12 protein-coding genes and 4 tRNA genes are annotated in these 13,006 nt (G+C 58.7%); 13 read left to right on the top strand and 3 right to left on the bottom strand.

The window, feature by feature from the left end; all coding sequences use genetic code 11:
• Nucleotides 1-13 precede the first annotated feature (13 nt).
• A complete protein-coding gene (locus tag GMST_RS10535; RefSeq protein WP_183354606.1) occupies nt 14-229 on the bottom strand; it encodes a hypothetical protein in 216 nt (71 codons plus the stop codon).
• A gap of 411 nt (nt 230-640) precedes the next feature.
• Between GMST_RS10535 and GMST_RS10530 the strand changes: the two genes are divergently transcribed.
• The 12 genes from GMST_RS10530 (at nt 641) to GMST_RS10475 (ending at nt 10,787) form a co-directional block, all read left to right on the top strand.
• Nucleotides 641-2,293 carry an acyl-CoA mutase large subunit family protein gene (locus GMST_RS10530; RefSeq protein WP_183354605.1) on the top strand — a complete coding sequence of 551 codons (1,653 nt, stop codon included), beginning with the start codon at nt 641-643 and terminating at the stop codon, nt 2,291-2,293.
• A gap of 291 nt (nt 2,294-2,584) precedes the next feature.
• Nucleotides 2,585-2,980: a methylmalonyl-CoA epimerase gene (gene mce, locus GMST_RS10525; protein WP_183354604.1), complete on the top strand. Its 396-nt coding sequence runs from the start codon at nt 2,585-2,587 to the stop codon at nt 2,978-2,980.
• Between the two features lie 335 nt (nt 2,981-3,315).
• A complete protein-coding gene (locus tag GMST_RS10520) occupies nt 3,316-4,800 on the top strand; it encodes a hypothetical protein (protein WP_183354603.1) in 1,485 nt (494 codons plus the stop codon).
• Between the two features lie 350 nt (nt 4,801-5,150).
• Entirely contained in the window at nt 5,151-5,429 is a 279-nt protein-coding gene (locus tag GMST_RS10515; protein ID WP_183354602.1) for a hypothetical protein, read from the top strand.
• Between the two features lie 33 nt (nt 5,430-5,462).
• Complete coding sequence (locus GMST_RS10510; RefSeq protein WP_183354601.1) at nt 5,463-5,735, top strand: hypothetical protein; 273 nt, start codon at nt 5,463-5,465, stop codon at nt 5,733-5,735.
• Between the two features lie 263 nt (nt 5,736-5,998).
• Nucleotides 5,999-7,456: a hypothetical protein gene (locus GMST_RS10505; protein WP_183354600.1), complete on the top strand. Its 1,458-nt coding sequence runs from the start codon at nt 5,999-6,001 to the stop codon at nt 7,454-7,456.
• Between the two features lie 216 nt (nt 7,457-7,672).
• Nucleotides 7,673-8,995, top strand: coding sequence for an ATP phosphoribosyltransferase regulatory subunit (locus GMST_RS10500; RefSeq protein WP_183354599.1), 1,323 nt, complete (start codon nt 7,673-7,675; stop codon nt 8,993-8,995).
• Complete coding sequence (locus GMST_RS10495) at nt 8,988-10,283, top strand: adenylosuccinate synthase (RefSeq protein ID WP_183354598.1); 1,296 nt, start codon at nt 8,988-8,990, stop codon at nt 10,281-10,283. Before GMST_RS10500 ends, GMST_RS10495 begins: the two co-directional genes overlap by 8 nt.
• 76 nt (nt 10,284-10,359) lie before the next feature.
• Nucleotides 10,360-10,435: transfer RNA gene (locus GMST_RS10490), tRNA-Lys, on the top strand.
• Between the two features lie 5 nt (nt 10,436-10,440).
• Nucleotides 10,441-10,518, top strand: a tRNA-Glu gene (locus GMST_RS10485).
• Between the two features lie 69 nt (nt 10,519-10,587).
• Nucleotides 10,588-10,663 (top strand) — tRNA-Lys (locus GMST_RS10480).
• 49 nt (nt 10,664-10,712) lie between these two features.
• Nucleotides 10,713-10,787: transfer RNA gene (locus GMST_RS10475), tRNA-Glu, on the top strand.
• Nucleotides 10,788-11,030: 243 nt separating this feature from the next.
• On the opposite strand, the gene GMST_RS10470 is transcribed toward GMST_RS10475, so the two are convergent.
• Nucleotides 11,031-11,201: a hypothetical protein gene (locus GMST_RS10470; protein ID WP_183354597.1), complete on the bottom strand. Its 171-nt coding sequence runs from the start codon at nt 11,199-11,201 to the stop codon at nt 11,031-11,033.
• 146 nt (nt 11,202-11,347) lie between these two features.
• On the opposite strand from GMST_RS10470, the gene GMST_RS10465 reads away from it, so the two are divergent.
• A complete protein-coding gene (locus tag GMST_RS10465; RefSeq protein WP_183354596.1) occupies nt 11,348-12,577 on the top strand; it encodes an MFS transporter in 1,230 nt (409 codons plus the stop codon).
• A 10-nt stretch (nt 12,578-12,587) separates the two neighbouring features.
• On the opposite strand, the gene GMST_RS10460 is transcribed toward GMST_RS10465, so the two are convergent.
• Nucleotides 12,588-12,788, bottom strand: a complete 201-nt coding sequence (locus tag GMST_RS10460; protein WP_183354595.1) for a DUF362 domain-containing protein — start codon at nt 12,786-12,788, stop codon at nt 12,588-12,590.
• Nucleotides 12,789-13,006 lie beyond the last annotated feature (218 nt).

The following is a 13,006-nucleotide window of genomic DNA, read 5'->3' as shown; positions in this document are numbered from 1 at the left end:
GCCGGCTAAATGGTTAGGCGGCGGCGAAGCAGAAGTTGTCACCCTCGACGGACTCGGAGAGCGCCTCGAGGAAAGAATCTGCGTTGGGATCTTTCACGATGGCCATCATGCCGTGGTGCACAGACCAGGTGGTACCGCAGACACGGCACTCCACCAGGCCCTCGCTGAAGCCGTTGAAGCGCAGATCGGTACTTTCGTTATCGTGGTTCTTGCAGACGGGGCATTGCATGGCTTTCTCCTTGTTGAGCCTCATGAGGCTTGCAGTTCGCTTTTTTTGTTTTAAAAAATACAGATCGCCTCGACAATAATCAAGCAAAAATTTCGCTTAAACATTGGCAAAACAGCACGTTACAGGCATTTTCTGTTTTATCGACCAGATCAGCATTTCAGCGGTTTTTCAAAAATAAAACGTGGCGCGCTCCAAGTCGCCCAAGGCAACTTTACAACCATCCGGAATCATTGTATTCTGCATTTTAGATCGACATTTTAAAAATAAAACAGATAAACCCGTTATTTTATTCCCTCGAGGGGCCAAGGATAAGAAAAAAATAATCCGGTAGCGGAGCGTTCCCCTCGATCTGCACGTTGCCACCTTCATCTGTCAGCGCAGGAGCGCCACTTCAAAGGCCAGGAGAACACGATGAGCACATCCGAACAGCAGCAGGCATGGCAAAAAGCCGTCGAGAAGAGCATCGCCAAGGCGCCGGAGCGCAAACACTCGTTCCGAAACAGCTCGGACATCGAGCTGGAGCGCTGCTACAACCCCTCCTTCGAGTATCCCGGGTACGGCGAGAAGCTCGGCTTCCCCGGCCAGTTCCCGTTCACCCGCGGGGTGCAGCCGACCATGTACCGCGGCCGTTTCTGGACCATGCGCCAGTACGCCGGTTTTGGTAACGCAAAGGAGTCCAACGAGCGCTACAAATACCTCTTGTCCGCCGGCCAGACCGGTCTTTCCATCGCGTTCGACCTCCCGACCCAGATGGGGTACGACTCCGACGCCTCCATGAGCCGCGGCGAAGTCGGCAAGGTGGGGGTCGCCATCGACTCCCTGGCGGACATGGAAGTCCTTTTCGACGGGATCCCGCTGGACAAGGTCTCCACCTCGATGACCATCAACTCCACCGCCTCGATCCTTTTGGCCATGTACATCGCGGTTGCCGAGAAGCAGGGGGTGACGCCAGACCAGATCTCGGGGACCATCCAAAACGACATCCTGAAGGAGTACATGGCGCGCGGCACCTACATCTACCCCCCCAAGGAGTCGATGCGCATCATCACCGACATCTTCGCCTACTGCAAGGACAACGTCCCCAAGTGGAATACCATCTCCATCTCGGGCTACCACATCCGCGAGGCCGGCTCCTCGGCGGTGCAGGAAGTCGCCTTCACCTTGGCCGACGGGATCGCCTATGTGGAAGCTGCCATCAAGGCGGGGCTCGACGTCGACGAGTTTGCGCCGCGCCTGGCCTTCTTCTTCAACGCCCATAACGACCTCCTTGAGGAGGTGGCCAAGTTCCGCGCCGCCCGCCGCATGTGGGGCAAGATCATGCGCGACCGTTTCAAGGCGAAGGACCCGCGCTCCCAGATGCTGCGCTTCCACACCCAGACCGCCGGGTGCACCCTCACCGCGCAGCAGCCCGACAACAACATCATGCGCGTCACCCTGCAGGCGCTGGCCGCGGTCTTGGGCGGCACCCAGTCGCTGCACACCAACTCGCGCGACGAGGCGCTCGCGCTTCCCACCGAGGACTCGGTGCGCATCGCGCTGAGAACCCAGCAGGTGATCGCCTACGAATCGGGCGTCGCCGACTCCATCGACCCCCTGGCCGGTTCCTTCCTGGTCGAGTCGCTCACCGACAAGATCGAGGAACAGGCCATGGCCTACATCAACAAGATCGACTCCCTGGGGGGTGCCGTCGAGGCGATTTCCCGTGGTTTCCAGCAAAAGGAGATCCAGGACTCTGCCTACGCCTACCAGCGCTCCATCGAGAAGAACGAGACCATCATCGTCGGGGTCAACAAGTTCACCATCGCGGAGAAGGCGCCCGAGGGGCTCTTGAAGGTGAAGGAAGAGGTCGAGCTGAACCAGAAGGGGGCGCTCGCCAAGATGAAGGCGGGCCGGGACGCGCAGAAAGTCGCCGCGACGCTCAAGGCATTGGAGGTGGCCGCACGCGGCTCTGAGAACCTGATGCCGTACATTCTCGATGCCGTAAAGAGCTACGCGACGCTTGGCGAGATCGCCAACGTAATGCGTGAAGTGTTCGGAGTACACCGCGAGACTGTAGTACTGTAGCAGACACCCAACAAAGAGCTGCTCGTGACACTGCAATGATGAAGTTCATGTCAGTAGGGTGATTTTTCCCATCTACTGCAGTGACTTAGTCGTTGCACTCGCACGGAGCAGCTCTTTTTTTATTTCTTTTATTTTCTAATGCCTTAGACACCCATTAACGAGGCTCAGACGGGTGACTGAATCCTGCAAGAAACCCTTGGATCAGAAAAAAGTCGCATTAAGACTTGCATTTAACTGGTTTTGCTTTATCCTCTTGCTGGGGAAAGCCTATGAGTCAAAAAGGACTTCAACATGCTCACCAAGATAAATCACATTGGCATAGCTGTTAACTCCATCGAAGAGGCTGTTCCCTTTTACCGGGATTCTCTGGGCATGGTTCTCAAGGGAACCGAAGAAGTTCCCAGCCAGAAAGTGAACGTGGCGTTCCTGGTTATCGGAGAATCGAAGATCGAGCTTCTCGAACCTACCTCTCCCGACAGCCCGGTCGCCAAGTTCCTCGAGAAAAACGGGCCCGGCGTGCACCACGTAGCCTACAGCGTTCCCGATGTCGCCCAGGCGATTGCCCAGCTCAAGGCAGGCGGCACCCGGATGATCGACGAGGTTCCGCGCGAAGGCGCTCACGGTGCAAAAATAGCCTTCATACATCCCAAAAGCAGCGGCGGAGTGCTCACCGAAATCTGCGGATGAAACACGCCGAAGGATGTTACAAGTAGGTGTAGCTTGATTTTTTTGTTGACTTTTGTCCGAAAGTTTATATATTGGCGCCAATTCTATAACATTGGTTTGAAATTCCATTTACATTCTTTGACGTGTGCAGCTCCCTTGTTGCCCGCGAGGTTGCCGAACGTTGATGAATAACCGCTAACAAACTTTAGGCTCTCGTGTTCTCCCTAACTGCGAAATAGAGGGAGCGAGGGCCTTTTTCCAAGCAGCCGACGCTGTCCATACAGTCCGTGTATGGAAAATCAAAAACGGGCTATTGCAATTAAATCGTAGCTGACCATCAACCCAGGAGGTAAACCATGAGCTTCAAGAAGACTCTGCTCGCGCTGACCGCAATCGGTGCAATCGCAGGAACCGCAGTACCGGCAATGGCGCTGGAAAACGAATTCCACGGCATGTACAAGATGAAGTACTTTGTGTCGAACATCGACAACGCAAGCTCCGGCAACGTGTTCAAATCCGGCACCACCACCTCGGCTATGAACTACTTCGAGCAGCGCGCCCGCCTGTTCTACAACGCCAAAGCAAACGACGACCTGAAGCTGGTCGTTGCCTTCGAGATCGACTCCGTGTTCGGCGACAAGTCCCAGGGCACCCTTTCTTCGGCAACTGCCACCAGCCTCAACACTACCGCCTTCAGGAACTCCGGTGGTGCGCTTGATACCGATGCAGTGAACCTCGAGACCAAGTGGGTACACCTCGATTTCAACATCCCGGGCGTTCCGACCAACGTGAAAGTCGGCACCCAGGCAATCAAGGACTCCCTCAAAGGTGTTCTGTTCGATGTTGACGCAGCGGGTATCTACACCTCCACCAAACTCGGCTCCAATGCTAAAGTTAACCTGGGCTACTTCCGTGGCTACGAAGGCGATGCTGGCGCTACCGGCGGCATCAAGATGGGCGTCAACAATCTCGACCTCGTTATCTTGGAAGGTAAGTACAACGTAACCAAGGACATCGCTGTGGGCGCCAACTACTACGGCATGTTCGACTACCGCGACAACTTCGCCACCATGCTGGACCACACCCTGGGTGTGAACGCTGACGCTACCTTCGGCGCTGTCAACGTGAGCGGCTTCATCGCCGGCCAGCTCGGCGTCATCTCCAACCGTTCGGGCGTAACCTCCGTAGCTAGTGGCTCCCTCAACGCTACCGGCCAGGCCATCGACCTGTCCGCTATCGCCGCCAACGTCACCGCTCGCGTGAAAGTGGGCCCGGGCACCGCCAAGGTTGCCGGTCTGTACACCTCCGGCGACGACGGCCGCGACGCCAACAAGAACAAAGCATGGCAGAGCCTGCAGATGACCACCAACGGTGTGAACACCATCGCTTCCGCCGGTACCGGTTCGCTGAACACCTACAATGACTCCGGCATGATGCTGTTGAACAGGAACGCAGCGGCTCAGGGTACCACCACCGATCGTCAGCTGGCATCCACCACCAACAACAACAACCAGGGTATGATCCTGCTGAGCGCGGGCTATGACGCCAACATCACCCCGAAAGCCTACGCCAGCGTCAACGCTGGTGTACTCTGGGCTGCCGAGAACAGGACTCTTTCCCTCAACGACCAGATTACCAGCAACGCCAACGGCGCAGTCAAGCCGGTTAAGGGCCGCAGCAACCTGATGGGCGCCGAGCTTAACGTAGAGACCGGCTACAAACTCTACGACAACCTGACCGCCAGCGTGCAGGGTGCCTACGTTGTTCTGGGCAACTACTACAACGGAACCGGCATGAAGGACCCGTACACCGCTCGCGCAGTACTGAGCTACGCATTTTAATTCCGCACCCCGCCCGAAGGGCCTCCCTTCGGGCGGAAGTTGCCGGACGCATCAAAAAAAAGGCGAACCCTCTGCGGTTCGCCTTTTTTCATGTTCCAACATGCCTCTCCCCAGCAGGTTCGCTCACCAATCCCCCCGTTTGCCAACATCCTCACACTGTGCAGCCACAAACGGATTACCGCCAGTCACAGTTACGCCTCTAACTTCCCCCTCCGCGCTCGTTGCTCTCAAAATCCTGGCACCGCCTGACATTACACGTCACTCTGCCTCTGTTCCTCATCCTATTGACAGAAAACAAAAGGCTGATTTAATATAACCTTATTAACATTTCTGCCGTAAAGGAGAGAACAATGAAACGTATGCTACTCGCAGCAACTGCAGCAGTTTTCATGCTGTCCAGCGTCCCGGCCTTTGCCGAGATGACCAAAGCCCAGAAAGACGAATGCCTGCTTGCCTCGAAAAACTGCACTGCACAGGTCGACGACATCTACAAGCGGATGCACAAGCTGGACAAGGAAATCAAGAAGGGAACCAAGGCGTACACCCCTGCCGAACTCCAGAAGCTGAGAGACAAACTTCAGGAAACCCAGGATTTTCTGAAGGACATGGAACTTGGGGGCGGTAACTAGGCAGGATTCCCACCGGACAAAGGAGCCACCGCAATGACCAGACTCGCCATGACCCTCAGCACCGCCGCTTTTCTGCTCGCCGGCAGCGCCGCCTACGCCCAGCAGCAGAGCCAAAAAGACGAGTGCATGCTGGCCTCGCGCAACTGCACCGACCAGGTCGACGACATCTACCGCAGGATGCACCGGCTCGACAAGGAGATCAGGAAAGGAACCCGGGCCTACTCACCGGAGGAGCTGAGAAAACTGCAGGTAAAACTGACCGAGACCCAGGAGTTGCTCAAGACCTTGGAGCGCCCCGGCAAGTGAAATTTACTCCCGAGAACCGACAGCAAAGGGCGAACTGCCGCACAGGGTTCGCCCTTTGTGTTGCAGATCCGAGCCTCCATCCAGAACCGATATTCCAAGAACGTCTTCCTAGACCGGCACCCCTCAGTATCTAGCCCTCAGAATAACTCGTATGACAATGTAAGCTACAGTTACAGCTTCAAAAAACGACGAAAACTTTTGACTTAACCAGGTTGCTCTGCGATAATCGGCCGTTCGAAAATCTCACTGTAAGCGGAGCAACAATGAAACGATCTTTGGCTGCCGTCTTCCTCCTTGTTTGCGTCTCTTTGATTCCCTCACTGGCCTCCGCTGCACCTATCAAGGCCTACGTCGCCGAGTTTGCGGTTACCCCCACTGACAACGGATCCCTGAAGAAAACCCTGCAGACCCTGCTTGCCTCGCGCATCGCCTCGGAGTCTGTCCTTCCGGTGGCCAGCACCCAGGAAGCCGAGGTGGTGGTTCAGGGCAACTACACCCAGCTCGGCAAGGTGTTCAGCCTCGACGTGGTCGCCAAGCAGGGCGAGCGCACCCTCACCACCGTTTTCGAGCAGGGCGAGAGCCAGGACGAACTGATTCCCGCGTTGAGCCGCATCGCCGGCAAACTGAAAACCGGTATCGCGCAGAACTTCCAGGCGGCAAAGGCCCCTGCAGCCGTACAGGCTCCGGCCCCGGTGGTCCAGGCACCATTGGGTGCTGGCGCCCAGCAGCAACAGGGCGAGCCCGGCATCATCGGCAGCACCCTTTGGGTGAGCCAGCGCCTTCCCAACGCCCAGGAGGGGATTGCCATCGCCTCTGAAGGCCCCCAGGGGCGCGAGTACTTCGTGGCCGAGGCCCACGCCCTGCGCCTGTACCGCCAGGAAAAGACCCTGAAGCTTCTCGCGGAGGTTCAACTGACCAAGCGCGGCAAGGTGATCGCCATCGACACCCTCGGCCCGGACCAGGCTGGCAAACCCCGCGTTTTCGTCACCATCATCGACGGTGAGGCCCCCTCTTCCCAGATCTTCAGCTACCAGGACGGCAAGCTGAAGCTTGTAGCCGAAAAGCTCCCGTACATGTTCCGCGCCATTGCCTTGGACGGCGGTCCGCTGAAGATGTACGCCCAGGAGATGAGCCTGACTGACGATTTCTACGGCGACCTTTACGAAATTGCCGAGCATGACGGCAAGATCGAGAAGGTGAAAGCGATCAAGCTCCCGCGCTGGGCCAACATCTACAACTACAACAGCGTGCCCGGCCCGGATGGCAAGAGCTACCCGGTCGTCACCAGCCCGGACGGTTACCTGATCATCTACTCCGATGCCGGCGAGGAACTCTGGAGGAGCAGCGAGCGCTTCGGCGGTTCGGAGACCTACTTCCAGCGCGAGGACGATGTCAGCATCAAAAGGACCTTCGAAAAGATGCGCTGGCGCTTCCTGGACCAACGCGTCTACACCACCAAGGAAGGCGATGTGATCGTGCCGCAGAATGCCGGGTTCTTCGTGATCGGCAACAGCCGCTCCTATTCCAAGTACTCGGTCTTCGGTTTCAACTGGACCGGCTCTTCCCTCGAGGAGCGCTGGAGGACCAAACAGAGCCAGAACTACCTCGCGGATTTCGTCTTCAAACCGGCCACGCACGAGCTGGTACTGCTCGAAGTTGTCCAGAAGGAAGGGGTCTTCAGCAAGGGGGGCTCGGCGGTCCGCGTAATGAAGCTGGACTAGCACTTTAGCGGGGGATTTAATCGTTGACTTCCCCCGGGTATGCTGTTAGGTTTTCTCGCTTCGACCCTTACAATCAGTTCCATGTTCTACGTTCCAGGTTCTGCGTTGAACGGCGCGGTGCAACGCTTCTCCGAAAGGTTGCACCGCGTCCTTGCGACTCGGGACTTGGTTTTCAACCTAGGGCATGGAACGTAGAACCTGTTTTAGGAACCTCCCGTGACCAACCCTTCCTGCATAGAAGCGCCGCTTCCCAAGGGAGTAAGCGATTTCCTCCCAGAGACGGCCGACAAGATCAACCACATCGCGGCACGCATCCACCAGGTCTTCGACCTGTGGGGCTTCCGCCGCATGATCACCCCGCTTCTGGAATTCGAAGAAGTCCTGGCCCTCGGCATGGGCGAGGAACTACGCGGCAAGACCTTCCGCTTCGACGATCGACAGACAGGCCGGCTTTTGGCCATCCCCCCCGACATCACCCCCCAGGTGGCCCGCATCGTAGCAACCAGGATGCACGCCCAGCCGCTGCCGCACCGCCTCTACTACAACGGGCGCGTGCTGCGCCAGGCCGAGATGCAGTCCGGCCGCAGCCGCGAGATCTTCCAGTCCGGCGTGGAGCTCATCGGCCTGGACGCCCCCGAGGCGGACGCCGAGATGGTGGCCATGGCGGTTGAGGTGCTGAAAAACCTCGGTTTCTCCGGATTCAAGATCGACCTGGGACAGGTCGGCTTCTACCGCGGCATCATGGAGGCTTCGGGGCTCGCCCCGGCCGCCCAGTTCCGGCTGCAGGAGGCGATCTCCAAGAAGGACGTCTCGGCGGTACGCAGCATCCTTGAAGCGGAGCCGGTTTCCGACCAGGTGAAAGAGGCGATCCTCCTGCTCCCCCGACTCTACGGCGGCCGCGAGATCGTCGAGGAGGCCCGCCGCGCGGTGACAAACGAGCGCTCGCTGAAGGCCCTGGACAACCTGAGCCAGGTCTTGGAGATCCTCGACATCTACGGCGTCTCCGATTACCTCACCGTTGACCTTGGCGAGATCCGCGGCCTCGACTACCACACCGGCATCACCTTCGAAGGGTTCGTACCGGGACTGGGAGAGGCGGTCTGCAGCGGCGGCCGCTACGACGACCTCACCGCGAAATACGGGTTCCCGGCCCCGGCGACCGGTTTCGCCTTCAACATCATGGCGCTTTTGGCGAGCCTCTCCAAGCGCCCCGACGTCGAGGCGAGCCGCAGCCGCGATTTCCTGATCTTCAACCAGAAGGACGAGCGCCGCGAGGCGCTGGAAATCGCACAACAGCTGAGGGCCCTGGGTTACTCCTGCGCACGGGACATCATCAAGCGCGACTTCGAGAGCTCTTTTAGCTACGCAAAGAAAATGGACATCCGCTGGCTTCTGGTCATCGGCGCGGAAGAGTGCCCCCCGGACCAAGTCTACGTGGTGCGGGTCGCAGACCGGCGCGCCATCACGCTGCCGCGGGAGGCGCTGTTCGAAAAGAGTCTGGATCTGAAATTCGATTCACAAGGGGAAAATCATGGCTAACGTCGTCGTAATCGGTGCCCAATGGGGCGATGAAGGAAAAGGGAAAGTCGTCGACATCTACACGGAATTTGCCGACAACGTGGTGCGCTACCAGGGGGGCAACAACGCAGGCCACACCCTCGTGGTGGGTGACGAGAAGGTCATCCTGCACCTGATCCCCTCCGGGATCCTGCACGAAGGGAAGCGCTGCATCATCGGCAACGGCGTGGTGCTCGACCCCGAAGTCTTCATCATGGAGATCACCAAGCTCAAGGCCAACGGCTACCTGAAAGACGACAGTATGCTGCGCCTTTCCGAGTCGCTGCACATCATCATGCCGTACCACAAGCGGATCGACATCGCCCGCGAGGCGAAAAGCGGCGCCAAGAAGATCGGCACCACCGGTCGCGGCATCGGACCCGCCTACGAGGACAAGATCGGCCGCCGCGGCATCCGGCTCATGGACCTTCTGGACGAGAAGTCCTTCTCCCGCAAGGTGAAGGAGATCCTCGACGAGAAGAACCTCATCCTCACCCAGTTCCTGAACGACAAGCCGTTTACCTTCGAGGAGATCTACGAAGAGTACATGGGCTACGCCGAGACCCTCCGCAAGTACGCGGCCGACACCTCGCTGCTCCTGCACAAGGAGATCCGGGCCGGCAAGAGTCTCCTCTTCGAAGGGGCTCAGGGGACCCTTTTGGACGTCGACCACGGCAGCTATCCGTACGTGACCTCTTCTTCCACCTGCTCCGGCGGCGCCTGCACCGGCTCCGGCGTGAGCCCGCGCGAGATCCACGAAGTAATCGGCATCGCCAAGGCCTACGCAACCCGCGTGGGGAGCGGCCCCTTCCCGACCGAACTGGAAGACGAGACCGGCGAGGCACTGCGCCAGGCCGGCCGCGAGTTCGGCTCCACCACCGGCCGGCCGCGCCGCTGCGGCTGGTACGACGCACTGGTGGCCCGCTACGCGGTGCGCGTCAACGGCCTCTCCGGCATCGCCATCACCAAGCTGGACGTCCTCTCCGGCCTGGAAACCGTGAAAGTCTGCACCGGCTACTCGTACAACGGCCAGGTGCTCGACGAAGTGCCGGCGAGCCTCGAGGTCATCGAGCAGTGCCGCCCGATCTACCAGGAGTTCCCGGGGTGGACCGAAGACATCACCGGCGCGAAGTCGCTGGCCGAACTGCCTGAAAATGCCCAGAACTACATCAAACGCATCGAGGAACTCTCCGGGGCTCCGGTGGTCCTGGTCTCCGTGGGGCCGCGCCGCAGCGAGACCATTGTCCTGCGCAACCCGTTCGAGGCGTAACTTTTTCGCAAAAAAATTGTTGACCCTCAGATTCTAATTTGCTATAAGGTTGTTCTTGCTTCTGCAGGGAACATTAGAGCCGCTAGCTCAGTTGGTAGAGCACCTGACTTTTAATCAGGTGGTCGTTGGTTCGATCCCAACGCGGCTCACCAGTTCCGTCCCCATCGTCTAGCCCGGCCCAGGACACCGCCCTTTCACGGCGGCGACGCCGGTTCAAATCCGGCTGGGGACGCCATTCAAAAAGAACGCCCCGAGCTTCTTCGGGGCTTTTTTTGCGATGCTGCTAAGTAGAGAGAGAAGATAGGAGCCGCTAGCTCAGTTGGTAGAGCACCTGACTTTTAATCAGGTGGTCGTTGGTTCGATCCCAACGCGGCTCACCACCTCCTCACAAGACAGGTTAAGGTTCAGCCTTAGCCTGTTTTACTTCTCGGTCCCATCGTCTAGTGGTTAGGACACCGGCCTTTCACGTCGGTAACAGGGGTTCAAGTCCCCTTGGGATCACCACAACAAGAAGGCCGCCTTTTCCATTCGGGAAGGCGGCCTCTTTGTTTTTTTGCTCCGCAGGATCTGAACCTTTTCTGCTACCGCCTCCTCCGCCCCACGTAGGCTACAGCAAATCCCCTCTGTCTCCCCTTCGCAAAGGGGAGGACGTGACGCCTGTTGCGTCGCCTAGATTTTGGCGAAAGTACCTCTGCTTGGATTTCCGATAATCAGTCGCCCCCGATCCGCCGCAAAGCCCCTGCCAACTCAGGCGGTCACCCGCTTGTCCTTACTCTCCGGCCAGACATTCATGCAGTAGGGACAGGGCTTGGCGCCGTGCGGAACTGTATCGCGCAGTTGCTCGTTCTGATAAACTGCACTGCAGTTCTTTTCGACCGGGTAGTGATGCACTTTGTTCTGCTGGACAAATAAGAGCATAGCGTCCTCCTTTTTTGCACTTTTTTGTGAGTTAATCCCCAACCAGCCTCTTCACTCTCAGTTTCCCTGTAGAGTATGTAAGAGCTCCTTTTCTTGTCAATCGGACAGGGGAATTTGCGATTTTTCGCTGCAAGAAGCGAGGTTTCATGTCTGCCACTCCACACCACGTCCAACAATCGGTCCTGCGCCATCCTGCCTTCCGCTTCTTCTGGCTGGCCCGCGTAAGCTCCACGATATCCTTCCAGATGCAGGGGGTGGCCGTCGGGTGGCAGATCTACCACCTGACCGGCAGCGCCTGGTACCTCGGGCTGGTCGGGCTCGCCCAGTTCCTCCCCATGTTGCTCCTGACACTTGCCGTGGGGCACGTCGCCGACCGCTACGACCGGCGCCGCATCTCGGCCATCTGCCAGGTGATCGAAGGAGCCGCCCTCGCCCTGCTCGCCGTGGGGAGTTACACCGGGTGGATCACCAAGGAGGTCATCTTGGTGACCGTCTTTGTGACCGGGGCTGCCCGCGCCTTCGAAAGCCCTACCATGCAGGCGCTGGTGCCGACCCTGGTACCGCAGGAGCTGATCCCAAGCGCCGCGGCCTGGTCCGCTTCGGCAAACCAGACCGCCAGTATCGTCGGCCCCGCTTTGGGCGGGATCCTCTACGTACTGGGTCCTACCACGGTGTACGCCCTGGCCAGCGTCCTTTTCCTTACGGCCTGCGCCATGGTCTCGCTGATCCGGCTGGAGCGTCCGGCGTCCAAACGCGAACCGGTCAGCATCTCCTCCCTATTTGCCGGCATCGCCTTCATCCGCAGCCGTCCGGAAATTCTCGGCGCCATCTCTTTAGACCTCTTCGCGGTGCTCTTGGGAGGCGCCACGGCTCTCTTGCCCGTCTATGCGCGCGACATCCTGCATACCGGGCCTCAAGGTCTTGGTCTTTTGCGTGCGGCACCAGCGTTGGGGGCATTGGGGATGTCGGTTCTCCTGGCCCGTGCCCCGCTCCGGCGTCGGGTGGGACGCACCATGTTCATCAGCGTCTTCATCTTCGGCGTCGCCACCATCGTCTTCGCGCTCTCCACCTCGTTTGCCCTCTCGGTCGCCACCCTGGTGGTCCTCGGAGCGGCCGACGTCATCAGCGTCGTGATCCGCAGTTCCCTGGTGCAGATCGAGACGCCGGACGAGATGCGCGGCCGGGTGAGCGCGGTCAACTCGATGTTCATCGGCACCTCGAACCAACTGGGGGAATTCGAATCGGGGACCACAGCCGCCCTGTTCGGGACGGTGCCGGCGGTGCTCATCGGTGGGATCGGTACCATCGTCGTGGTGCTTTTGTGGATAAAGCTGTTCCCGAAACTGGCACAGGTAGACACGCTGCAGAGAAACTAGAGAGGGGAAGTCAGGAGAGGGCGTTAAAGGGGCATTCCACGATGCATTTGCCGCACTGGGTGCAGCGCTCCGGCGCGGTGAGTGTGGCGTGCTTACGGTAGCCCACCACCTTAAAGGTGAAAAGGCGCTCGGGACAGGCGGCGACACAGCGCCCGCAGCCGGTACAGCGCTCGATCTTCACTTCGGGATAGGGGTGTGAGGCGATAGACATGGTCGATATCCGTTTCAATAGTGCCACTAGTGGTGGGAACTCCAGACTAGGGTATCTTCGGCACGCAGTCAACAAACCTTTACTCCCACACCGTAGCCTGTTCTACGTGCTACGTTCTAAGTTCTAGGTTGGAACCGGAATCGCTCAACTCCAGATCTTCAACTCGAACTAAAGAGGTGGAGCGTGAAGCATGGAACGTGATCGAGTGTTAGATTGGA

Origin of the sequence: Geomonas silvestris (assembly GCF_014193515.1) — a bacterium.
Taxonomy (GTDB): Bacteria; Desulfobacterota; Desulfuromonadia; order Geobacterales; family Geobacteraceae; genus Geomonas; species Geomonas silvestris.
Note: the sequence above shows the minus strand (reverse complement) of the source record. Positions and strands in the feature narration are given on the sequence as shown.

Coding starts and splice junctions, on each gene's coding strand:
- GMST_RS10535 (WP_183354606.1), bottom strand. CDS start 229: ATGCAATGCCCCGTCTGCAAGAACCACGATAACGAAAGTACCGATCTG.
- GMST_RS10530 (WP_183354605.1), top strand. CDS start 641: ATGAGCACATCCGAACAGCAGCAGGCATGGCAAAAAGCCGTCGAGAAG.
- mce (WP_183354604.1), top strand. CDS start 2,585: ATGCTCACCAAGATAAATCACATTGGCATAGCTGTTAACTCCATCGAA.
- GMST_RS10520 (WP_183354603.1), top strand. CDS start 3,316: ATGAGCTTCAAGAAGACTCTGCTCGCGCTGACCGCAATCGGTGCAATC.
- GMST_RS10515 (WP_183354602.1), top strand. CDS start 5,151: ATGAAACGTATGCTACTCGCAGCAACTGCAGCAGTTTTCATGCTGTCC.
- GMST_RS10510 (WP_183354601.1), top strand. CDS start 5,463: ATGACCAGACTCGCCATGACCCTCAGCACCGCCGCTTTTCTGCTCGCC.
- GMST_RS10505 (WP_183354600.1), top strand. CDS start 5,999: ATGAAACGATCTTTGGCTGCCGTCTTCCTCCTTGTTTGCGTCTCTTTG.
- GMST_RS10495 (WP_183354598.1), top strand. CDS start 8,988: ATGGCTAACGTCGTCGTAATCGGTGCCCAATGGGGCGATGAAGGAAAA.
- GMST_RS10470 (WP_183354597.1), bottom strand. CDS start 11,201: ATGCTCTTATTTGTCCAGCAGAACAAAGTGCATCACTACCCGGTCGAA.
- GMST_RS10465 (WP_183354596.1), top strand. CDS start 11,348: ATGTCTGCCACTCCACACCACGTCCAACAATCGGTCCTGCGCCATCCT.
- GMST_RS10460 (WP_183354595.1), bottom strand. CDS start 12,788: ATGTCTATCGCCTCACACCCCTATCCCGAAGTGAAGATCGAGCGCTGT.